The sequence below is a fragment of the Endozoicomonas sp. GU-1 genome, from assembly GCF_027366395.1.
Taxonomy (GTDB): Bacteria; Pseudomonadota; Gammaproteobacteria; order Pseudomonadales; family Endozoicomonadaceae; genus Endozoicomonas.
The window spans coordinates 455,195-477,844 of the sequence record NZ_CP114771.1 but is presented as its reverse complement, the minus strand read 5'-3'; the positions used below and the strand labels follow the sequence as shown (position 1 = coordinate 477,844).

At 53.7% G+C, this 22,650-nt stretch carries 20 protein-coding genes and 1 pseudogene; 1 reads left to right on the top strand and 20 read right to left on the bottom strand.

Annotated elements, in window-relative coordinates:
- Positions 1–7 precede the first annotated feature (7 nt).
- The 19 genes and pseudogenes from O3276_RS02185 to O3276_RS02100 all read right to left on the bottom strand — a co-directional run bounded on the left by O3276_RS02185 (position 8) and on the right by O3276_RS02100 (position 19,416).
- The gene (locus O3276_RS02185) at positions 8–802 is read right to left on the bottom strand and encodes a hypothetical protein (RefSeq protein WP_269674162.1); all 795 of its coding nucleotides are present in this window, start codon (positions 800–802) and stop codon (positions 8–10) included.
- 148 nt (positions 803–950) lie between these two features.
- Positions 951–1,247, bottom strand: coding sequence for a PAAR domain-containing contractile injection system baseplate protein (locus O3276_RS02180; protein ID WP_269674161.1), 297 nt, complete (start codon positions 1,245–1,247; stop codon positions 951–953).
- 2 nt (positions 1,248–1,249) lie between these two features.
- Positions 1,250–1,672, bottom strand: coding sequence for a DUF6931 family protein (locus O3276_RS02175; protein ID WP_269674160.1), 423 nt, complete (start codon positions 1,670–1,672; stop codon positions 1,250–1,252).
- Positions 1,653–3,304, bottom strand: a pseudogene (locus O3276_RS02165) (IS1634 family transposase). The gene O3276_RS02175 and the pseudogene O3276_RS02165 overlap by 20 nt, the downstream one beginning before the upstream one ends.
- The gene (locus O3276_RS02160) at positions 3,232–3,588 is read right to left on the bottom strand and encodes a hypothetical protein (RefSeq protein WP_269674159.1); all 357 of its coding nucleotides are present in this window, start codon (positions 3,586–3,588) and stop codon (positions 3,232–3,234) included. The pseudogene O3276_RS02165 and the gene O3276_RS02160 overlap by 73 nt, the downstream one beginning before the upstream one ends.
- On the bottom strand, positions 3,585–5,735 hold the full coding sequence (locus O3276_RS02155) for a type VI secretion system Vgr family protein (RefSeq protein WP_269674158.1): 2,151 nt from the start codon (positions 5,733–5,735) through the stop codon (positions 3,585–3,587). Before O3276_RS02155 ends, O3276_RS02160 begins: the two co-directional genes overlap by 4 nt.
- Before the next feature lie 20 nt (positions 5,736–5,755).
- A complete protein-coding gene (locus O3276_RS02150; protein WP_269674157.1) occupies positions 5,756–7,819 on the bottom strand; it encodes a hypothetical protein in 2,064 nt (687 codons plus the stop codon).
- Between the two features lie 22 nt (positions 7,820–7,841).
- Positions 7,842–10,472, bottom strand: coding sequence for a type VI secretion system ATPase TssH (gene tssH, locus O3276_RS02145; protein ID WP_269674156.1), 2,631 nt, complete (start codon positions 10,470–10,472; stop codon positions 7,842–7,844).
- 22 nt (positions 10,473–10,494) lie between these two features.
- Positions 10,495–11,328 carry a type VI secretion system baseplate subunit TssG gene (locus O3276_RS02140; RefSeq protein WP_269675923.1) on the bottom strand — a complete coding sequence of 278 codons (834 nt, stop codon included), beginning with the start codon at positions 11,326–11,328 and terminating at the stop codon, positions 10,495–10,497.
- Entirely contained in the window at positions 11,219–11,560 is a 342-nt protein-coding gene (locus tag O3276_RS02135; RefSeq protein ID WP_269676066.1) for a hypothetical protein, read from the bottom strand. Before O3276_RS02135 ends, O3276_RS02140 begins: the two co-directional genes overlap by 110 nt.
- On the bottom strand, positions 11,524–13,314 hold the full coding sequence (tssF, locus tag O3276_RS02130; RefSeq protein ID WP_269674155.1) for a type VI secretion system baseplate subunit TssF: 1,791 nt from the start codon (positions 13,312–13,314) through the stop codon (positions 11,524–11,526). Before tssF ends, O3276_RS02135 begins: the two co-directional genes overlap by 37 nt.
- Positions 13,307–13,783: a type VI secretion system baseplate subunit TssE gene (gene tssE, locus O3276_RS02125; RefSeq protein WP_269674154.1), complete on the bottom strand. Its 477-nt coding sequence runs from the start codon at positions 13,781–13,783 to the stop codon at positions 13,307–13,309. Before tssE ends, tssF begins: the two co-directional genes overlap by 8 nt.
- A complete protein-coding gene (locus O3276_RS02120; RefSeq protein ID WP_269674153.1) occupies positions 13,780–15,066 on the bottom strand; it encodes a type VI secretion system contractile sheath domain-containing protein in 1,287 nt (428 codons plus the stop codon). The genes tssE and O3276_RS02120 overlap by 4 nt, the downstream gene beginning before the upstream one ends.
- Before the next feature lie 187 nt (positions 15,067–15,253).
- Positions 15,254–15,676: a hypothetical protein gene (locus O3276_RS25395; RefSeq protein WP_332328174.1), complete on the bottom strand. Its 423-nt coding sequence runs from the start codon at positions 15,674–15,676 to the stop codon at positions 15,254–15,256.
- Complete coding sequence (locus tag O3276_RS25390) at positions 15,622–16,305, bottom strand: type VI secretion system contractile sheath domain-containing protein (protein WP_332328173.1); 684 nt, start codon at positions 16,303–16,305, stop codon at positions 15,622–15,624. Before O3276_RS25390 ends, O3276_RS25395 begins: the two co-directional genes overlap by 55 nt.
- The gene (locus O3276_RS25385; protein WP_332328172.1) at positions 16,256–16,735 is read right to left on the bottom strand and encodes a type VI secretion system contractile sheath domain-containing protein; all 480 of its coding nucleotides are present in this window, start codon (positions 16,733–16,735) and stop codon (positions 16,256–16,258) included. The genes O3276_RS25390 and O3276_RS25385 overlap by 50 nt, the downstream gene beginning before the upstream one ends.
- A 99-nt stretch (positions 16,736–16,834) precedes the next feature.
- Positions 16,835–17,395 (bottom strand): type VI secretion system contractile sheath small subunit, encoded by a 561-nt coding sequence (gene tssB, locus O3276_RS02110; protein WP_269674152.1) that lies wholly within the window; start codon positions 17,393–17,395, stop codon positions 16,835–16,837.
- A 117-nt stretch (positions 17,396–17,512) separates the two neighbouring features.
- Positions 17,513–17,965, bottom strand: a complete 453-nt coding sequence (locus tag O3276_RS02105) for a type VI secretion system tube protein Hcp (protein WP_269674151.1) — start codon at positions 17,963–17,965, stop codon at positions 17,513–17,515.
- Between the two features lie 26 nt (positions 17,966–17,991).
- On the bottom strand, positions 17,992–19,416 hold the full coding sequence (locus O3276_RS02100) for a type VI secretion system protein TssA (RefSeq protein ID WP_269674150.1): 1,425 nt from the start codon (positions 19,414–19,416) through the stop codon (positions 17,992–17,994).
- Positions 19,417–19,734: 318 nt separating this feature from the next.
- Between O3276_RS02100 and O3276_RS02095 the strand changes: the two genes are divergently transcribed.
- On the top strand, positions 19,735–21,150 hold the full coding sequence (locus tag O3276_RS02095) for an L-serine ammonia-lyase (RefSeq protein WP_269674149.1): 1,416 nt from the start codon (positions 19,735–19,737) through the stop codon (positions 21,148–21,150).
- A 1-nt stretch (position 21,151) separates the two neighbouring features.
- Here the strand turns inward: O3276_RS02095 and O3276_RS02090 are convergent, their stop codons facing one another.
- Complete coding sequence (locus O3276_RS02090) at positions 21,152–22,510, bottom strand: protein kinase domain-containing protein (RefSeq protein WP_269674148.1); 1,359 nt, start codon at positions 22,508–22,510, stop codon at positions 21,152–21,154.
- Between the last annotated feature and the right edge of the window lie 140 nt (positions 22,511–22,650).

The following is a 22,650-nucleotide window of genomic DNA, read 5'->3' as shown; positions in this document are numbered from 1 at the left end:
TACCGGTTCACCGCCTCTTCAGCCGCTGTAGAAACAGCGCCTGATAATGTCTGCCATACATCAGGCAACGATAGAAATTCTGATACTGTTGCCAGAAGTCGGCACAGGATGTTTCTGATGTTTCCTTTGCATTCCCGGAATCTGGCTCCTGCCGGTAATTCATCGGAGATAACAACTGCTCGAGGTTATCCGGACAGAAGTCAGCCATCATTAAATCAACTGCCGCCAATATGGCATCCAGCACTGCCGGCTGTTGCATAAGTTCCGAGAGTTGCCATGCTTCTGCCTGCGACAGTTCAGGCTGATGCGGTTCGGATGGCTCAGCGCCCGTTAAATTGGGGGGATCCTGTTCAATGGCTTCCGCCTGCGGCACCGGTAGCATTCTGAGATTCCGGTTTATGCTCCACTCACTCTCTTCATCTTCCCTGGCCAGAACATCTATAAGCGGCACTGGTTGACAGCTGACTGGGGCTGCATCAGCCGTATCCACGACAAAGTCGGAAAACGGTGATTCAATTTGCAGCTCAGGGCCATCAGGTCCGATAGATAGCGAAGATTCCTGTCGTTGTGCCTCGAGTGGTAAAAACGGATCATCGAGATACTCTGTCCGGGAAGCTTCTTCAACGGACATAGTGTCTTCCGCTGGCAAAGGTCCCTCAAAATCCCAACTCTGAGGATCAGACTCCAGCCCGTTATTCTCAAGCGCCAGATCCGTTTGCTCAGTGGCCAGGGATGCCATGCCGTCCCTCTGCCAGGGAGAAAAATCACTGGCCATCAGACAGTAATTGCCACAGTAAATCATAAGCGATCTGATATGGTCGTTTGACAATCAAGTGTAGTTGCCTTGGTTCATTTCGCACGACGATTAACAGCCATATTTCGTTAGCCATTTGAAAAGATGTCTGCTTCCCGGGGCAGGAACCGGACAATATCCGGCACCATCAAGGTGCTCACCCTCCAATCAAAACTGTTGGCCAGCCCAAAATTACCGTTCCCCCATGGGCCGTGGTATCCCCCATACGTACCGCAGGCCGACCATTGATCAATACCGTCAAACTGCCTTTTACTATGCTATCCGGCGGACCTACGCAGATACATGGCTGCCCCAGGGTCGCCGCTGGCAGGCCGCCAATCAGCACCGTTGAAGGCAGTGGCAGAATTGGCCCACCCACATGGGGAACAGGCACGACTGTCGGCGTCTGCATCGGACAGATATGCATATCCCCGGCCCTTGCTGCTGGCCCCATGATTAACTCCCCTTGCCGCCGTCGGCAATATCAATACCCATGGCAATAAACTGCCGGTAACGTTTATTACCTTGTCGGCCATCGGGCAGCACCGCTGCCAGGCAGATAGCCCCGGCCACCGCATGGGCATAAAGCCAGGACGGAGCAGGACTTTGTGGCCCGTTTACCGGAGTCAGGCTGCCGCCACTCCAGAACACGCCCTGGGCCAGCCAGCCACAGGCATTATCCAACCCGGCCTGTTGCGCCGTGATTTCTGCCAGACGACGATGAATTTCTATCGGTTCCTGAAGCCACCGCCTGACCACATCGAGTGCCTTCTGCTCCGTTTCCGATAGCGGGATACCGGCCTTTTCAATGCATAAATATCCCCACCAGATACACTCCAGCCGCCTTTCACCACCCCAATCAGGAATATACCGACTCATATAAAATGCCTAAAACTTGAATGATCGTCCATTGTCTTTCCTTCAAACCGACCACACGTTGTTCCTGATTATTGACCGTTAATACACTAACCCCTTGAAAACAGAAAAACACCCATCTCGCCGTTGGATTCTGGCAGGGCTTTTTTTTCTGGTTTAAGAATACACGGCTCTGCTTCTTCAATTCATACCTTATTCTGTGTTGGATAGCAGCATAGACCATCAGACACAGTGTCATCACCATTAACAGGGCCTCAATTCGTTCCGCTTTCTTCAGGTAGAGTGAGGAAACCAGAAAGTCCGGGCTCTTCAGGAATCGAAAGCCACCTTCAACCTTCTGTTGTGACTTGTAGGTAGACAACAGCTCAGCGGCATTTATGCCCTTGTGGGTATTCAAACCCTTTTGGTCCAAATCATTGGTGCCCAAGATAAAGCAACCCAGTGAGGCCAGCGAATTCTCTCTTTCTCGCAGGAAACAAAGCATGTGCTCTGTACAAAATATTCGAAGTGATCAGGCTTACTATCTGACGATGGACGCCCTTTGCCCGGATAGCAGGGTTTACAGATAACCTCAGGTTCCGTTTCACTTTGACAGAGTTTCGATTGTTTCTGCCACAAGGCAAAAGCCTCCAATGCATCGTCCCGGCACAGAAAAGCCTTTTTACCCAACTTTTCCAGATCGCGGGCTTCTTTCAGTGACTGTTTCTGCATCTTTCTGGTTAGCGTTTTCTGTTCACTGAGCCTTCGCTTTTTATTGAGAAACAAGAACCATCGTTGTCGAACATCACCATAACAGGCAGGTACTTCAGTAAAAGAATAATCCTCATAGCCTTCAACAGGCTCCAGTGCCATCGCAGGCGCTTTGCCGACCAGCTCCTTGGCATCCTTGATATTCAGCGGCACCCGGGAGATAAACAGCTGTTTTTGCTTATCAAGCAACTGGAGGGTTTCAGCAACGTACATGGCTGCATCTGCGACCAGATAACGGTTATTCAAAGCTGCCTTAAAACACGACAAATGATTTTTGATAATTTCCTGAAAGCAAGTTTTGTCGTTTACATTACCACTCGCAGGTGCCATAAACACAGGGATACCCGCCTCATTTTCGGTGATTAACTGCAAGACAACCTGATTCAGGTCAGGCCGGTGATCACGGCTATAGCCGCGGCAGATATGGATGCAGTTCAAGTCATCAGGGTTTTCATTACTGTTATAGACACCGTCTGTATGAAGGCTGGTGCCGTCCAGGTTTAATGCCTTGCAGGGCAGCTTTAGATGGTTGACGACCTTAATGGCAAGATTCAGGTATAAGTCACTGACGCCAACTTCATAAAGACTGTCGAGAGCCCGGCCAAGTATTTTGTCGTTTAAGTGTTCTGCCTGGATGCCTTCCCCAATGAGGCGATCAATCGGCTTGTCCTCAAAAAACTCAGGGACCAGATAGAGGGTCTGCCCTGTAAAGCCCAGCCCATTGATGATCATTGCGACCACAGCCTGTCCAATGGTGACATTGCGTGCATCAGAGTCATTGGTTATGCGTGCATCGAAATATTCGGCTATCTTTAGCTCCCGGCACATGGCGGCAACCAGGCCAAGGTGATTAAGGTTCTTAGACTGGTATTGAACTGGCGGCATATCGGTGCTCCTGAAGATCTGATCAGTCCTTTGACATCAGGTTTCAGGAAAATATCAATCGGGGTGGTGAAAGGCAGCTCCAGGGCCAGCAGACTGTGGCTCAGAAAGATGACCAGTTCCTGATGCATTGTTTCCCCGGCCAGACGATTGATAAACGCCACCGGTGTCAGGGAAGGATCTACCCACTTCTGCAAAGCGCGATCCTGTTCATAGCGCTGGAGAATGTCTGTGGCCAGGGGTTGCGGGATTTTTTTCAGGCTCGGTTTGGTTACTAACATCGTCAATTAATTTTCACAATGGCACCGGAAAGATCGACCATCGCCCCGGCTTTCACAGCGGTCATGCCGTTGCCCTTGATATTCACCAGGGTACCCTTAAGCTCAGCATTGACAACACCCTCCACCGCTGCGCTGACCCCGCCCTTCACCGTTGCTGAAACTTTGCCGTCTATGTTCACCTGTACCCCGGATATCTCTACCCCCGATGGTGACAGGGTGACCGTGCTGGGACCACATTTGATCTGCACCGAACTGCCAGACAGGCTGATACTGCTGGCCCCGACACTGAGCTTGATAGCGGTTTTGCCTTTGGCACTGATACTGGCGGCATCCATATCAAGACTGCCGGTGGCGCTTTCTGAGATACTTCCCTTGCTGCTGATATTCACATCACCGGTACTTCGGGTGTCCGTTGCACCGCGGACCTCAAGGCTATAGCTGCCATCCGTTTTCTGCTGGTAATTACCGGCAGTATCCAGCATGCAGTCTGCCCGGGTCCGGGTGGTGATATTCCCGGTGACTTCCGTGCGTTGCTCGCCCTCTATCTTATGGCTGTCGTTTTCCTTGACGGTTCTTTCCGATGTTTTCTCCACCAGTGTCGTATCTTTACCTTTGATCACCCGGCTATTGTCGTTTTTGATCAGGATGGAACGGTCTTTTTCCGCCTGAACATACATCAGTTCTTCACCCTTGTAGCAATTGAAGCGCAACTCACTGAAATTATCGGCTCCCCCTTTTGGCAGCGATTTGAGTTTTATCCCCTGTTCCATTCCGGACTTGTAGGGCTGACGTCGCTGGCCATTATAAACGGTGCCCACGACCACAGGCCGATCCGGATCATTATCCAGAAAACTCACCAGCACCTCATCACCCACCCTGGGGGTAAACTGGCAACCAAAACCATCCCCGGCCAGAATCTGGGCAACCCTTATCCAGCAGGAGCTATTCTGATTGCCCTGCCCCTCCCGGTCCCAGTGGAACTGGACTTTTATCCGGTGAAACTCATCCAGGTAGACTTCATCCTTTTCAGGCCCAACGACAGTGGCACTGTGCAGTCTGGGCATAGACGGCTTTGCTATAGCCTGCCTGGTTTGCCAGGGGGTTTTCAGGGGAATACAGGAAAAACCGTTGCTGTATTCCAAACTGCGCCCGTCTTCTGCCGTCACCATGACATGATTGACCAGCCTGAGCAGGTAGTGTTGCTGTTCCTGACGGTCCGGGTGATGTTTCAGAGCAAAGGTTGTCCCTGCCGCAAAACCGGTCAGGGTACTTTCTCCCTCCACTTCACTAAGCCGGGTATCCAGTGCCTCCTGACGTTTCTCCACCACGGCCCCGCCCTGTTCCCGGCTGGTAAAAGCGCCGGGGTAAAAATACTGCTGCAACCGTCGGCGATGGGGCATGCTTTGTTGGCTTTTGACTTCATCAGTCAATATTGGCCGCCCCGTGGTCATATTGTAATCTGCTGACTGTACCGAGCCCGCCACCATCCGGTAACCGTGGACCCAGCGGGTAATGGCCCGCTCCAGCCGGGTGCTGTCGACAAAATATTCAATATCACTCTCCCCGCAGTCACTGAATACCCGGTTCGTTTCCCCGACAACCAGCTGATGCCGACCATTATCCTGCCTGAAATAATAGAACCAGCCCCGCGCAGCGATCAGCCGACAGATAAAATCCCAGTCACTTTCATTGAACTGAACACAGTATTCAAGGCGACTGTCGTTATTGATTTTCAACTGAAGATCCGATTGAAAATCATGTTCACGACAGATCGCAGTAATAATGTCACCGGTCTTCTGTTGTTGAAAAATACGACAATTGATTCGCTGCTGGAGAAACCAGCACCAGGGGGAAACCAGCAATTCATAGTGAAGGTAGCCCCGGCTGGCCATCAGGCCTACCTGGCGAACCTGGACACAATACCCATGAAAATACCTCTGCCGGACACGGTTTGAGCCTCTGCCGGGCTGATAGCAGAACGTGATTTGCTGCCCCAGCAACGCAGTTTCTGACAGTTTCCTGGCCAGAATCACCGCGCGGTGCTGAAAAAGGTCATCCAGCTGTTCGCTGCTGTGCAGCTCTGAGACAATCCACTCATCTCCCTGTTCCGAGCGGGCAGTCAAAGGCCGGGCATGTATCTCAAGGTCTTTCATTGGCTAACTGTCCGAAAGATTCAGGCATAAGCAAGCTGCCCGGTCTTGATATCCCTTTTAATAACGTCAAAAGCAATGCATTCCCCGGTCTGCAGAGTCTTTTTCAGTCCGGCATAATCCTTTGCCGCCCGCAAAAGAGCCGTCATATCCTCTGCCACAACCTGTTTCTTACGCTCTCCCCGGACTGTTTTACTCTGCAATACCGTCCCGTCATCCTTGGTTATCTGTTCCGTGGCGTATTGAAAATATTTCGACTGGGCATTGCCGACAAATCCCTCAACGGCATTGATCTCATTGATCCCCATAACATCCCCGTAACCATTAAAACCGGGCACCCGTGCTGCCCGTTTCTGTACCGCATCGGCCTCCAGGTCAAGATTGCTGACCAGGGCTACCATACGACCACGACAGTCCATATAGACCTGACTCAACTCGGCGTCCGAAGCCCTGTCATTCAGAAATTGGGCAAAGGTGATCAGCCGCCGGGTATGCACAGAACCGGGATTGTAGTGCTTCATGGTTTTTGCCAGTTTCATCAGGGCCGGCATGGCAATGGCATCATACCCCACCAGCAGAAGGCCTCTGGGAGAAATGATGCAGCTGGCGCTGAGACTGGAACCCACCCCCAGCGTGGCCCCGGCTGAGGTGTCAAAGCTGACTTCATCGATGGACGCCTTTGCTGCCAGTTTTGCGGCTATGCCAACCCCGAATGACATCGACTCCCTGGCCTGCAAGGTAAAGATATTCACCCCCCTGCCGGGGTGTTGCAAAGCGACTTTCTGCTCAGAACCCAACTCAAAACCGGCAAACAGTTTGCCCCCGATATCCATCCCTACCCCCTGGCCATTGACGAAGCACTGCAGGTTACCCGCGGCAATACCACCGGCAAACAGGTCGCCACCCAGTTCCACTTCCGCCATCTGGCCAACGGTCACACTGCCCTGGCCATTCATCACGACAGCCAGGGAAACCTCCCCTTCAAGATCGGCTTTAAGTCCATGAAATCCCCGGGTAGCTGACGTAGAATTTTCGATCAGGTCGGTCTCCACAGCCGATTCCTGATAATTGTTCACCACTCCTGCGGTTGTCCCTGCACTGCCTCCGGCCCTGGCGTGAACTTCAGCACTGCCACTGGCGTGGACTTTTACCATGTCCAACTCACCACCCAGCAGACGACGAAGGTATTCTCCTTTGACCTTACAGGAGTAGGTCAGCTGATAATCAATATCCGCCCGCAGACTGGCCTCAGCGCCAATGCCTGCTGCCGCACTGGCCCTCAGCTCATCCATTCGGGCTGCGCCAGACGCATGACCGGAGGCCTGACCACTGGCTTGCAGGTTGCCTTTCAGGGATTGTTTCAACCGGCCCTGCTGCCACTCCTTTTCAACGGACAGGTCAGCACTGCCAGCGGCCGTTACCGATGCATCGCTCTGCGCACTGCCCTCGGCCAGCCCGATGATCCCCTTGCCAAAGCCGGTGGTGGTGCTCCCGGCACTGCGTGCTACCGAGGTGCTGCCCTGGTACAGCCCCACCGTTTTGGAGTTCCATTCATACCAGGTAGTCCAGTCCGTATCCACCTCCGTCATATACTGGTCATGGACCCGTGCGGCACTGGCCGCCAGCAGCTCGTAGCGGAGCCGGGAAACCGCCAGTTCCGCCAATGTCCAGGAGTGGTCGGTTCTGTCCTTTTTGATAATATCCAGAAGGTCAATTTTATTGGTGATAATCCGGGTTGCCAGAGTATTGCGGATCATGCGCTTGACCCTGGTCTGTTCCACGGGCGATGGCTGGTAAGCGGCCAGATGTTCAGGAAAATTTCGACTGGCGCAACCCACCAGGATTTTCCATTTGGGGTGCGCCAGGATTTTTCTGGGGTCCGTGGTCTGGAGTTCACCTTCCAATGTCGTATAAACAGTATCAACCGCTTCCTGAAAGTGTTCGACACGGGTGGCTTTCTGATAGCCAAACAGCTTTTTCTCGCCCATCTCCCGGGTCCAGCCGTCAACCAGCTGCTCAAAGAGTGAATCATTGATATTAATCAGCTTTCTGGTGGGACCCAGTTCCAGCAATTCGGTGAATCTCATGGTGGCTGTACCTTACTCACGCCTAACCAATGGTATAAACAATCCGCTGGTGATCCAGCCCAACGGCAACTGAAGCAATGCGTTTACCCTCTGCCATAAAGGCCAGACATTCCGCCGCCAGCTGCGGCATCAGGTTCCTGTTGATCTGTTGCTCGATAGCCCGCGCACCAATTTTTGGATTGCTGTGCCATTGCACCAGCTGCTGAACCACGGCGTCATCCACCCGCAGGCTGGCACCATATCGGCTGGCCAGGTTGTGCTCTATCCTCCCCAGGGCCAGACGACAGATTCTGGTCAGATCAGGTTCGCTCAGGGGCAGATAGGGAATAATGGTTACCCTGCCCAGAAAGGCCGGTTTGAAATAGCGCAGCAGTTCATCATTGATGGCCGCCAGAATGGTATCCCGATCCGGAATACCTTTACCCTGCCGCTGAAACTGAGCCACCAGGTCGCAGATCACCCCGTCAGCGGCATTGGAGGTCATAATGATAATGGTCTGGCAAAAATTCACTTCCCGCCCCTCACTGTCCGTCACCCGGCCCTTATCAAAGACCTGGTAGAAAATATCGTGGACACCGGGATGGGCTTTTTCCATTTCATCCAGTAACAATACTGAATATGGACATCGTCGTACGGCTTCGGTCAGTACACCACCTTCACCATAGCCCACATAACCTGCCGGGGCTCCCAATAACATTGAGACTTTATGTTCCTCCTTGAACTCGGTCATATTCAGTACGGTCAGATTCTGTTCACCGCCGTAGAGCTGATCGGCCAGGGCCAGGGCTGTTTCTGTTTTTCCCACACCAGAAGGACCGCACATCAGGAAAACCCCCACCGGCTTGCGTGGATCTGATAATCCGGCCCGGCCAATACGGACACTTTGGCTGATCCCTGAAATGGCATCGTCCTGACCAACCACCCGCTGGCACAGGTTCTGTTCCAACAACATCAGTCGTTCAATTTCATCCCTGAGCATGTCGCCTGCGGGAATGCCAGTCCAACCGGATACCACTTCCGCCACACTGCCGGCATCCACCCGGGCAAACACCAGCGGCCAATTCTGACGACAGGCCTCAAGTTCCTGCTGTAACGTACTGAGTTGATTCAACTCTTCCGTTGCTACCGGCACTTCGTTGGTTAACAACTGCTGATCCACCCGGGCCGACAGGGGAAGCATTTTTGCCACTATCTCCTGTTCCTGCCGCCAGCGTTGTTCCAGCACCTCACCCTCGGTTTTTGCGGTTGCTATTTCCTCCTCCAGCAGGGCAATACGTTCAGCCACCGCTGCCCCGGTCACCCGGTCTCGTTGCAGCTCCCGGAGTTCACTGGTCAGGGCCTGCTGATGCTGGCGCAGGTGCTGCAATTCAGCGGGGGTGGTATGGCGGGAAAGACTGACCCGGGAGCAGGCAGTATCCAGCAGGCTGATGGCTTTATCGGGTAACTGTCGTTCAGGCAGGTAGCGGATCGACAGTTGCACAGCAGCCTGTACCGCGTCCTCATGAATCCGCACCTGGTGATGTTTTTCCAGCAGTCGGGCCATCCCACGGGTCATCCGGATGGCACTGGTTTCGTCCGGCTCCAGTATTTTCACCGGCTGAAAGCGGCGGGCCAGGGCCGCATCCTTGTCAAAATATTGTTTGTATTCCGACCAGGTGGTGGCCGCAATGGTTTTAAACTCTCCCCGCGCCAGGGCCGGTTTCAGCAGATTCGCCGCATCATTCTGACCGGCAGCGCCACCGGCTCCCACCAGGGTATGGGCTTCATCAATAAAGACAACAATGGGATGATCAGACTGTTTGACTTCATTAATGACATCCTTAAGCCGGTTTTCAAACTCCCCTTTAATACTGGCACCGGCCTGAAGCAACCCCAGGTCGAGACTGAGAATCGCCACCCCCTGCATAGTTTCCGGCACATCACCCAGCACGACCTGCTGGGCCAGCCCTTCCACCACAGCGGTTTTGCCAACACCGGCATCACCCACCAGGATCGGGTTGTTCTGCCGGTGACGACAGAGAATATCAATGATCTGCCGTATTTCCCGGTCACGGCCAATAATGGTGGGGGATCTATTGCTTAATGAACCGGATTCTTCCAGTACCGCACGGGCGGCATCGGTCATATTGATGGTGTATTTATCCAGTGCTGACTGACTGCCAGGCGGTGCCCCTCCCTGTTTATCCGGCACTTCCGGTTGCCGGGCCAGGCTTTGCAGTTTTTCCCTGGAAATTTTCCCCAGCTCCCGGGTGAACGGGGTCTCTGTCAGGGTAAAACTCTCTTTGGCCAATAGCGCCAGAATCAGGTGGTAAGCGGTCATGGTATTCTGCTGGAAATTCACCGAGGCCAGCAGCCAGGTATCCTGAATCAGGCTCACCGTGGTTTGGGCCAGGGCCGGGGTGGCTTGATAGCCTGTGTTAAGTCGATCCAGCAGCTGCTCCAGATCATCCACCATAACTTCCCGGGTCAGCTGCTGGCTATGGATAATCCGCTCCATATCACGGCCCGGTTCCCGGAACAGTTGCAGCAGCCAGTGCTCCGGTTCAACCGTCTGATGCCCACGGTGAACACAGAGTCCGGCAGCCATTTCCAGAGCCTGGCGCAGCTCCGGTGATAAATGACCAACCAGGGTTTTCAGTTCCACCTGTTGCATAAATCTTTGGCTCTGCTCCAGCTTAAAAAAAACGGCTGCCCCACTTACTGGTTTGATGTTCCGGGAAATCCACCGTGACTCTCTGCTCTGGATACAACTCCGATAACAAACAGCTGAGACGCCCAAGGCGGGCAGTGTGGACAGCGGGTCTGGCAGACAATTGTGGTGCTGACAGGCAGTGACGCGGACAGTTAATCTGCAGTCGGAAGCGAACCAGGTTGGCAAAATAGATGCCGCACATCTCCATAATGGCCGGTGCCAGCTGTCGGTCCCGGGTGATCGCCTGATACTCTGCCCCGGTATTGATCACAATCACCACGTAAACGCAGGTATACAGCAGATAGCCGGAATGGCCCAGCAGGCAGCTCGCTCCCAAGCGGCCCACACAACGGCTGCGATAACCCACCCGGGAGTGCAATTGTGTACGACAGTCTGGTGCCACTGGTATTCTCATCGGGGAGGGAGACTCCAGACGGAATTTCAACGAAAAATAGTCCTCCAGAATTAACGACAGTAATTTCAGGTTGGAGGTTTTCCGGCCAATAACGGCGATGTAGCGCACCAGGTTATTCACCGGGATAGTTTTCGGTGAGGGCAATCCGCCCAGTGCCAGCAGCCGTTGTCTCGGGCTCTGTGCACTCCCCGGTTTCTGTTCAAACAGCACGGACAGACTGGAATCCAGGGTAATCTGGCTGGTGTGTCTGAGGATCTGGTCATTAAAGAGGGAAAAAAAGCCCGATATGCTCTCAGACGTATCCCCCCGGCCTCCACTCAGCCGCATCTGCTTTTCCAGATCCTGGTAAACATAAGGCAGTGTGCCGTAATAACCATGCAATGTCGGCTGGGTAGATAGCAGACGCCAGCCGCTGGCAACTCGACACACCTGGTAGAGTTCCCCCACAGGGAAAGCGATAAGCCGGATCACAGGCAAAGCGCAGCGACACCTGCGCCCGGCCATCGCCACGGTGGTCAATGGGCTGGGGAATCTGCCCCAGCACCCGCAGGGCCTGGGCGGCCTGCCAGCGCCAGGGTTCCTGCAGCAGGGAGGTAATCAGCGATTGATCTGATAACCATGACGGCGTGTACATCGAATATATTCTCCCTGATGCCCTTTCAGCTGAATGACCACCTGGATAAAACTGTGGAAGCCGGCAAAACGAACGGCCAGATAGTCCAGCAGGTTGCTGAACATCATGATGCTGGATTGTTTCAGTTTGATCGGGTCCAGCTCAAACACCACTTCACTGCCCTGCAACAGGCACTGGTGCCCATCAATACGAATCTGCGCCACCTGTGGCTCTACCCGAATGGCGGACATGGATTCCAGCCAGGCAACCCCTGTCGTTGTTTTCCGCTGCGCGTACATGGACAACAGGTTACGGAATTGTCCGGCCGGGTCCCGGGCCTGAAATATTGAGACAATATTTTCGCTGAGCAGCACCAGCAGATTGAGCCGGGTCTGGATATCCAGCTTGCGAGCGACGGGTGCCGTAGGCCGCATCAGCAGCCTGATGTCGGAGGGCAGAATAATATTATCCAGACACTCAAGCCCGGGATTGGCCGGCAGGTCCAGCACCTGATTACCGTTGCTGCAAGTAACATGGGGAGACAGCACCATCACCTGATTGCGACCGGGGTCCATATCAGTATGGGTAATCTCCAGATGACCATAACGCCCGGTATCCACATCCACCGGCCGGTGCAGCCAGAAGCAGTGATGCTCACCATCGTTATGTTTCAGGCCATACAAAGGCGGCAGCACCACCGGCTGCTCATCGGTAATATCCAATACCTCTGTGACCGCCTGGATCTCCACCGTATTCGGGCTATAGCTATCGGGAATCAGGGGATAGTCCAGCTGCCGGTGATCAACCACCACCGGTTCGGCAATATGGTCAAACAGGTTAACCAGGGGCGCGCAGCCCAGCAGAAAACGAAGCTGGTCTACTCCCAGCAGCATTTCATCGGGCATATTTTCCAGGCAGAACAGCAGGCTGACCTCACGGCTGTCAAACTGTTGCAGTTGTGTCCCGATTCCGTTCAGCCGGAACCCGAAAAACAGCTCCGGCAGAGAGAGCAGTTCAGTCACCATTTGGTAGTCAGAAAAAAAAGTATGTTCCTGGCTTAACAGCCGGTCGCCTTCGCCAAAACCCACCGGTGCAAATGATGTCAGGGGTAACTCATGGTAGCTGCCCTGCCGGTCCACCAGCAGAATCCTGCACAGATCCCGGCATAGCAGGTCATACATCAGTGTCTGCAGGCGGGCGGTACCCCGGAAATAGATGGTCAGCCCGTAGTCATCCCCCAGTTCATTAAATCGCCGGGACTCATCAATCATGGCAAGATCCAGCCCGAGCATGGCCACTGCCAGTTCCGGGCAGGGAATGTTGTCCCGGCCAAACGGGCGACGCTCAATATGGGTACTGACAATATCAAACGGGCAAAGCTCCAGCTGGCGGGTAGTCCGGAACTGGCAGTAGCGGTCATCATCGATATAAGCCCGGAAGCGGGTGCCCTGTGGCAGGGTCTTCACGGATGACTGGTCAATATCGGGAGCAACCCGGATCATACTGACGGAAGGCAATGGCTGCACACACAGGGGAAAAACCACCTGGAGCAGGTCAATGGAAATCTTACTGGACTCCCGGGCTGCCTGACGTGCCATTCTGGCGGTCAGCAGGGCAAACGATTCCATCACCCTGGCCACATGGGGATCATCCACCGTGTCATAGCTGATCCCGAGGCTCTGGGCCTGCTGGGGATGCTGTTCGGCAAAGTGCCGGGCCCCCTCCCAGAGCAGGGTCAGTTCCCGTTCGTACCAGGCCAGCAATGAATCAGGCAATGCCGTTCTCCTCTTGACCCGAAATAACCCCCATACCCAACTCCTCGGTGTTGACAATATCCACCCGGGCATCCGTCAGGTTCAACACTGAATCGAAACCCACCGGGACCCGCTGCTGCCGATCCACCAGTACGCCTTCAATATGAAAGCGGATACTGTTGACCCGCTCATTGAGGGCCACCATCTCCACCATAACCTCCGTCAGCCGTGGTTCGTAATACCGCAGCAGCACCTCAATCTCCCGCGATAACCGACTGGCCTGAAAGTAGCTGCGACCGAGATGGTCAACCGACAGGCCATAGCGCAGCAGCGACCGCCGGGCGAGCGGATAATCATCATCCGGAGCCAGCAGCGGCTGACGGGATTCCAGCAGAAACCTGATATTTTCCAGCACCGACAGGCGCAGATCGGTGGTGCGCTCACCGGATGGCTCTCGGGCCAGCAACAGCTCCAGCAGACTGACGCTCATTCCGTCTCCCTCAACTCGCTGGTATCGGTTTTCAATAGCAGACTGCTGTTAATGACATCGAACTGGTACTGGGGCTGCAACTCAACTTCACAGTAATAGACACCCAGGCTCTCATTGCCATGAATCGTCACCCTGGATTTTTTCAATGGATAACTGGCCAGTACCGAGTCGTCGGCGTAATCGGCATTGGAGGTGTAGCCCTGCAGCCAGGTGTTCAGCTCCCGCTGGCAGGATACGGCGCTATCGTAGCTGCCAATATGCTCCCGGATCAGCATTTTCAGATAGTGCCCGAAACGGCAGCCGATCAGTGTCGTCTGCAACATATTAATAATCCGTAAATCATCGCCTTCCCAGCCGGACTGATGGAGCGAGCAATTACTGAAAAAGGCCAGATCGCCACTGAGATAAACCGTGGTCAGGGGGATAAAACCCTGACCACTGTAAAACTCTGCCAGAGAGTCAGTGAGCCGTAGCCAGGCGGCGGCGGACACTGTCGCACGTTTTTTCACCAGCGCCCCACCCCGCTCACCCGGTACCCTGAGGAAACCAAACCAGCGAATCCGGTTAAACTCCTGCAGAACATTACCAGCAAAGGCAAAAGCGCTATTGCCCCACAGGTAATCACTGCCAACGCCGTATACCGGGTGCTCATTAAAAAGGATCCCCTGGTAACAGTGCTGCCAGGGTGTCCTGAGCAGCACTTTGGGAAACACCAGCCCGAGAAAACGACTGCAACCCAGGCTGCGCAGTCGACGCCAACCAGCAAAATCCTGACTGTTGAGAATACGCTGAACCCGCTCCGGATCGGTCCAGACATCAATATCGCTGGTGCCGAGAAAGTTTTCTGACACTGTCATCACCACCGGACAGAGGGACTCCTGGCCCAGCTCCGCCAGCAGCTGCAGGGTATACAGATCATCGTAACCAGTGACCTCATCCACCTCCGTGGTAATCGCCTGGTCCACCACCAGCAGCCCAAACGGATGGCCGCCCAGAGTATTGAGCTCCTGCCGGTTAACCAACCGGAACAGCACTGACGTCTGTATGCTGGTACTTAAATTCAGATCATGGGACAGTTCAGCCCAGCTCATACTCAGGAGCCGTACCCGTACCGGAGCCACACCGGGTACCGCATCCATCATATAAAGCAGACCACGCCACAACGACTCCAGTGCTTTAAAACGAGGGTGCTGAATGATAGTACAGAGCTGTTCGGCCACCTCTTCATCAATGGCGGCCACCAGTTTTTGTGCCAGTGCCTCGGCCTGTAGCGAACCTTTCATGGTGATGAGGCAGAAGACTTGCACCCCAAAGACACAAAGGCACAAAGAAAAGTTCGGATATAAATGGTATCTCTGCCGATCGATTCATATCCCTTAACACAGGGGAAAATCTGTCGCAAAACCCTCCAGACTCGTTCCCCCTCTTCTCTCTTCCTTTGTGCCTTTGTGTCTTTGTGGTTCATCTTTCTTAACCTGGAATATTGGCCACCATCCGCAAAGAGGTGGTCAGCTCTTCCATCTGCAACCAGGGGCGCAACCAGGCGATGGCGGAATAACAGCCGGGGCGGCCAGCCTGTTCCTGTACCATTATTCTGGCTTCCCGCAGCGGTGTTCTGGCCCGGGCTTCATTACCCACAGCATTGGGGTTGGTGTAGAGACCGATCCAGGTGGACAGGTCTTTCTCCACATCCACCGGGTCCATGGCCGAACCGATTTTGTCCCGGCCCATCACCTTGAGATAGTGGGCAATCCGGGAACTGGCCATCATATAAGGTAACCGGGCCGAAATGGCCGCATTGGCCGTGGCATCAGGATCGGTATATTCCTTCGGCCGATTCAGGGTCTGAGCGCCCATAAACACGGCGTAGTTGGCATTTTTGTAATGCACCATGGGCAGCAGCCCCAGGTCCGACAGCTCCTTTCCCGCTCATCGGTCAGGTTAACTTCAGTAGGACACTGTTGTACCCGGTCACCGGCTTCAGAGACATAGGTGTAATTGGGCAGGTTCTCCACCTTGCCGCCATTTTCCAACCCGCGAATGGCAGTGCACCAGCCAAAAGCGGTAAAGGCATTGTTGATCAGCAGCCCCATATCATAGGCAGCATTACTCCAGGTGAAATCACGGTTGGAGCGTGGCCGATGTACACCATCCCGGCCTTTGGGAAACTCCTCGAAGTTAAACCCCTTGACCGGACTGGCTGCCTCGCCATAGGGCAAACGGGCCAGGGTCCGGGGCATGGTCAGGGCAACATAACGGGCATCATCGCTGTCCCGGAAGGCATTCCAGCTGGCGTAGGCAGAAGCATCAAACCCTGCGGCCACCGGCCTGCCTGCCCCCAGCTTGCGGATATCGTCAAATTCAAACAGTCCGGGCGATGCGGCGGCAATTAAGGGTGAATGGGAGGCGGCAGCCACCACCCCCAGGTAGCGCAGCAAGGCGACATCTTCATCATTGTGGCTGAAGGTATAGTCAGCCAGCAGGACACCGTAAGGTTCCCCCCCCTGCGGTACCAAACTCATGCTGATAAACCATATTAAACAGACGACTGCGGTCAATAGCTGGGGCCTCTTCAAACTGCTCCAGTAACTCATCCCGGGTGATATCCAGCACCCTGACCTTCAACCGGGAACCCAGATCGCTGTTACGGATCAGCTTATTAAGACCGCGCCAGGAGCCTTCCAGCTGCTGAAATCCCTCCTGATGCAGCACCTCACTGAGTTGCCGGGATATCTTATCGTCCAGGGCCGCCACCGCCTCTTCAATGGTTTTGGTCAGGTTTTTGCTCCAGACCACCGTCCCTTCCAGGGCCTGGCGGGTCAGGGTAGCCAGCAGATTCCTGGTGGTATCCGGTGCCGTTTGCCCGGTGGCGGCTATGGCCCGGTCCAGAAAGCTTTCTGCCAGTTCCGGGGTTGCCTCAGTGGCAGACGCCTCAGCCTGTTCATCGCTCATATCAGTTCACCATGTTTTGCACCACAGAGATCACAAAGACCTCAATGGGAAAGGAAAAAAATGTCACATTTTCCTGTTTCCTGATTGCCGGTGACAGGTTCAATCCTGCCCCTCACCGGCGTCACCAGAGGCTCCGAGGTCATTAGCATCAATACCCAGCTCGCCCGATAGCCCGGTCAGGGCATCGGTACTTTGCAGCACTTCCTTCAGCAGGGCCTCCAGATCCCGGGAACGGTCGGCATGGGCCAATAACTCCCTCAGCTGATTCCGTACTGCCATCAGTTTGCGCAGGGGTTCAATCTGCTGGACCACATTGGCCGGCTCAAAGTCTTTCATGGAGGCAAACGACAGGTTGACGGCAAACTCACCATCATCCTCACTGCCTTCATCACCGGTACTGGCCAGTTTATTGGCCACTTTCAAATTCAACTGGGGACCAATGGTGGCCATGACCGCGTCAAAGTTATCCTGATCGATATCAGTGAAGTTCCGGAAGTCCACTTCTTCCTTGTGGCTGTCCGGCTTATCGCCGGAAAACTCACCAATGACCCCGACCACAAAAGGCAGCTCCCGTTTTTCCAGGGCACCGTTGGTTTCCACATCGTAGGTAATGCTGACCCGGTTTTTACTGATGCGTTTATGCTGTGTATTCAACGCCATACTCTTTGCCCCTTATGCCTCAACTGACCTTAACCTTTACTGGAATGGGATTCTGCCTTGCCGGTAGGCAGGTCGTAGGTGACATCGCCACCGGGCTCCAGCTTACCGCCTGCGCCTTCATTCCAGTGTTTCACCTTGACCTTGCTGTAGGCCAGGGCAATGCTTCTCGAACGGGGTAGCACCGTCGGACGCACTGAGGCTGTAATTGACAATCCGGGCATTGGTTAACTGCAGCTGCAGGTAAACCTGTGCCCCCTGACCGGAGCGATCAGGCTTGGTCACAATAATATCAACGGTGTCGCCTGTATCCCCGGGCACATACATCCGTGAAAGAATATTTTCCGAGGCACCATCCATCTCCTTGCTGACGGTGATTTCACTCATGGCCACCATGCCGGCATCACGATTCATACCATTGCCAATATCCATACTCACCGACCGGGCGGCACCCCAATTGAAGGAGCGAATGGCAAACCAGCCCTTGCCACCGACACTGTCTCCACCGGTATATTCAGCCGTAGCATCACCTTTACTCGTGGCTTCGCCCAGCTTCATGTACATATTGGCCATAACTTTTTCCTCAGAAACGGTGCTGGTTACACAAGGTCATCCAGATTACTGATATTGAGCCCTCCGGGAGGATCGGAAACGGAAGGGACAGGTTCAGTAATAACCTCTTGTTGACGACTTACGTTGTCTGCATAGTCAGGTGGTGATGTCGGAGGTTCAGGCTCCGCAGCGGCCTGCTCAGGGGCCAGTGATTCGGTCAGGATCGCAGGAATATGGCTGAGTCCCGCTACACCGGGGCCGGGAATGGGGACCTGATGGCTGGTATTCATGCCGGTTAACTCCATAATCCGGCCCATAAGGTTATTGTTATCCTGCAGCAGCTCATTCATTAATTCAGGCAACGGCGTATAGCCCCAGCGGATCGCTTTCTCCAGTAAATACGACACCGGACTCTGAGGTTCGGTACGCTGAAAATAATCGGACAACAGCCTGAGCTGCTGGAATGCCTGGTTGCGGTTAAACGATGGATCAGTCCCGGCGGCCTGCTGCTCGCCAGCGTTGTCTGTTTCATTCTGGACGACAGTTGCCTGCACACTTGCGTCTGGCTCGGCAATGTCCCGGGGGAAATCTGCGATACCGTGATTATCCCGGGCAGCCTTGCGAACATCCGGTGGCCAGGGGGTAATCAACCCCTCGGTCAGGTCAGCAATGGCCTGCAGGTTGGCCTCCAGGGCCTGACGCAGAAACCGGCTACCCGGCGCGGGCATATTTATTTTTTTGAAATGCTCTAGCAGTGTCTTATCCAGGGCATCAAGTCCATCAAGAACATCCTGAATGTCGTTTATTTGCGTAACAACAACGTTAATGTCGTCTGTGTCGTTTTGCTGGGAAGATGAAAACGCTATCTTAACCTTCTGCTTCAGCTCATTGCGGCTGGCCTCTTCACGCTGGTAGCAAACGTAGTCAATATCGCTGACCAGGGGCAACATGCGCAGGGGCACGGCAATCTGGCAACTGTCCTCTGATTCACCGAACAGCAGCTTCAGGGCCCGCCCCTGAACCTCAGCCCGCTCCATACCGGCGTTATCCGGGTCTGCTGAGCGAAGCTTTTCCACCGGCAGAAAAGGCTGTATCTGCTCGCCAAATTGATTGATACAGAGGTCAATCAGCTGAATCACCAGGGCCAGTTGCGCAAAGGGACGGCTGGTAAACAGCTGAGCCATGGCCAGCCATGCCAGGCACTCCAGGTCCCGGGAAGATTTCTCCAGAACGTCCAGCAACAGGGTGCGCAATTGCAACCAGTTCTCCCGGTTCTCGATTTCCAGAATATCCAGCTCTGTGGGATCCGGATTCAGAGAGAGTTTCTGCAGACTGGTCTGGGCAATGTTGTAGGCATTGCGAAGGGGACGATACAGTTCACGATTGCTTTTCAGGTATTCCCCCCCCGGTGACTCCTCCGACAGAGGCACCAGAAAGGCATCAAACTGCTCGACAGATAACAACCCTTTCATGGCAGAAACATGCTGGTCATTTTCAATAAATTAGAAGACAGGGTAGTTCCACTTCTGTTGATCTGCCAGATTCTGTCGCTTAATTGAAATTGCTGCGGAACAGTCGCAATTATCATGCGGAAAACCGGGGGAGCGGGTAGCACTGCCGCAATATCAGTCCCGAACAAATGACGGCACAATAGGACAGGACAAGGACAGGACAAGAACTTTTCAGGTAAAAGTGCCTCAAAAAGCCACGGGCTGCACAGCAGCAACACCCTGACAACCATCAGAAATCCGTCGTTTTCTTTTTAACCTTTTTCCGAGCCAGTAAACACTATGCTCAGCATTTTTGATATTTTCAAAACGGGCATTGGCCCATCCAGCTCGCACACGGTAGGCCCAATGTGGGCAGGACACCGCTTTCTGAAGGAGCTGGAAGAAAAAGGCATCCTGTCCAGTATCTCATCCATTCGAGTTGGTCTTTATGGCTCTCTGGCGCTGACGGGTGTTGGCCATGGCACCGATAAGGCCACTCTGCTCGGCCTGGCCGGTTATCGTCCGGACACTATTGATCCCGATGAAGCGGATCAGATTTTTGCACATATCAAAACCAATAAAGTACTTGAGCTGGCCGGTAAACACCCCATTGTCTTTGATTACGATTCGCACCTGATTTTCCATAACGGCGAAACACTGCCTGAGCACCCTAATGGCATGCGAATTTTCGCCTCCGACAACAATGGTGTAGTGATTTATTACAAGTCTTATCTCTCTGTTGGTGGAGGGTTTGTGGTCAGTACCGATGAGTACAATCAGCCAGAAGCGGCCAACAGCGCTGAAGATTTCGGTCAGATTCCCTATCCTTTCAGAACGGCCGCCGAGCTTCTTGATCTGTGCCATGAGCACAACCTGACCATTGCGCAGTTGACCATTGATAATGAAGTTGCCCGACATCAGGGTGATGTGGGCCTGGTAAACGACAAGATCGATGCCATTTGGACAGTCATGCACGCCTGCATTGAGCGGGGCCTGCGTATGGAAGGCACCCTCCCGGTCAGTGGCCTGAAGCGCCGTGCCGCGAATATGCATAAAAATCTGACCAGCAACCCTGAAGCCATGCTGATGGATCACTTTGCCATCATGGACTGGGTAACCCTGTTTGCCATGGCCGTTAACGAAGAAAACGCTTGCGGAGGCCGAGTGGTCACGGCTCCGACCAACGGTGCTGCGGGCGTTATCCCGGCGACACTGGCCTATTACACCCGCTTTATCTCGCGAAATAATCAGCAGGGAATTCGTGATTTTATTGCCACAGCCGCTGCCATTGGCTCGCTGATCAAGATGAATGCGTCGATTTCCGGAGCCGAAGCGGGCTGTCAGGCTGAAGTAGGCTCTGCATGCTCAATGGCTGCCGCAGCGTTGGCCGCCGTTCAGGGAGCAACTATGGAACAGGTGGAGAACGCGGCTGAAATCGGCCTGGAACATCATCTGGGCATGACCTGCGACCCCATCGCAGGCTTAGTGCAGATTCCCTGCATTGAGCGCAATGGCATGGCCGCCATCAAGGCCATCACCGCATCCCGTCTGGCCATGCGTGGCGATGGTGACCATGCGGTGTCGCTGGACAGCTGCATTGAAACCATGTACCGGACAGGGTTGGATCTTCAGGCCAAATACCGGGAAACCTCATTGGGTGGCCTGGCCGTGTATGCCAGGGCACAACCGATCAAAATCGTCAGAATGGTATCCTAGTTCACGCTCGGTTTTTAACCGCGAAAACCTGGGTCTTTTTCGCATTCTCAGCACTGGAGATACATTTTTCAAACCACTGATAATGCAATGCCTGGGAAGGGAGAACGCGTAATAACGGGTTTGGGTGTAAAAGATCATTGATTAAGCAAACCATCGGCTCAAGGTAGCTTTTTAAGGCCTCAGCCGTTTGGGTCAGTGTATTGAAATCCTGGATATTTGGATGGATTGCCGAAGCTACTCTCAAGCACAGTTGCTCCAGGCTTTTTTTATCATCAGGTATGGCCTTATGGTAAGTGTTATCGGGCTTTACGGTTTCGTATCTGTGCATGGCGTGGGAAAGTGCCAAAGCCCGGGCTTGACGCTCTGAGGGAAAAAAGGTGCATAGTTCGGCATCGTGACAGAAGCTGGCAGCTGTTCCGGTTTCCAGCTCTTTCAGAACTCTGTAGAGACTTTGACCATAAGCAAACGCATCGTCTGCTGTTTTTGCCGGGATATGTGCGTTCAGGTCTTGCAGTAATTTGAACGTATCCGGTGCGGCGAAATCCTCACTGCCAAAATGCGAATTTTCTCCGGCTACTGCAGCTTGCCCGAAGTCCAGCTGTTTAACGCTTTGGGTATTCTGGTCAAACATACAGTTAAATGGTTTAACATCAGAGTGAACAATGCCTTGTTTTTCAAGATGCGCCAGGGCAAACAGTTGCTGCTCGTGCAGATGGGCACAGGCATTAAAAAACGCGTCAGGCGTGATAATTCCTGTTTTCAGTTGGTGTATGAGTGTGATGGTCAGCGTTTGCAGATTTTGCCCGTCTATGAACTCAAAAAGTAATCCTGACCGGTTATCGACCTCCTCAAACCCATAGCAATTTACAATGTTTGGATGGCCGCCTGCTTTTTTCATTATTTCTGCTTCCCGATTGAGAGACTCTATAGCCGCTTCGTGACGGGAGTTTGTTATTGGCCTTTTCAGGGCAAACCTTTCACAGTTGCCATGTGCATCAGTTTGTTCCACCAGGTCAACAATCGCCGTGGCACCGTGTCCAAGTGTTTTAGTGATTGAAGCCTGTTCACTCAGTACCGAGTGGTCACTGTTTTCCCAGAAAACTGAATCTTCCGAAACCTCAGAGCATGGGGTCAGCAGTATTCCGGTATCTTCGATTGATGACCCGGAGCGACTGGACAAGGAGGTGCTGCGACTTTCATAGCCCACGTCATTTTCGCCGGTGGGGATGTGTTTGGCGACAGGTGGGGTTTTGGTTGTATTCGTGTCCTGCCGGTCAGCCTGGTCGGTATGGGCATGAATTCCCTCCTTTTCAGAGGTGATAGTGGAAGGAGTTGAGGCAGAAAGATTGAGTGGTTTCATTGCCTGTAAAGTTTAGTTGCCCTGATAGAGCAACTTATCGACATAAAAGGCAACGACTTTGCCAAAAAAGCCGGATTCGGTCTGAAACTTCCTGCATATCAATGAATTACAGTTCATCATCATCGCAAATAACCGCTGCT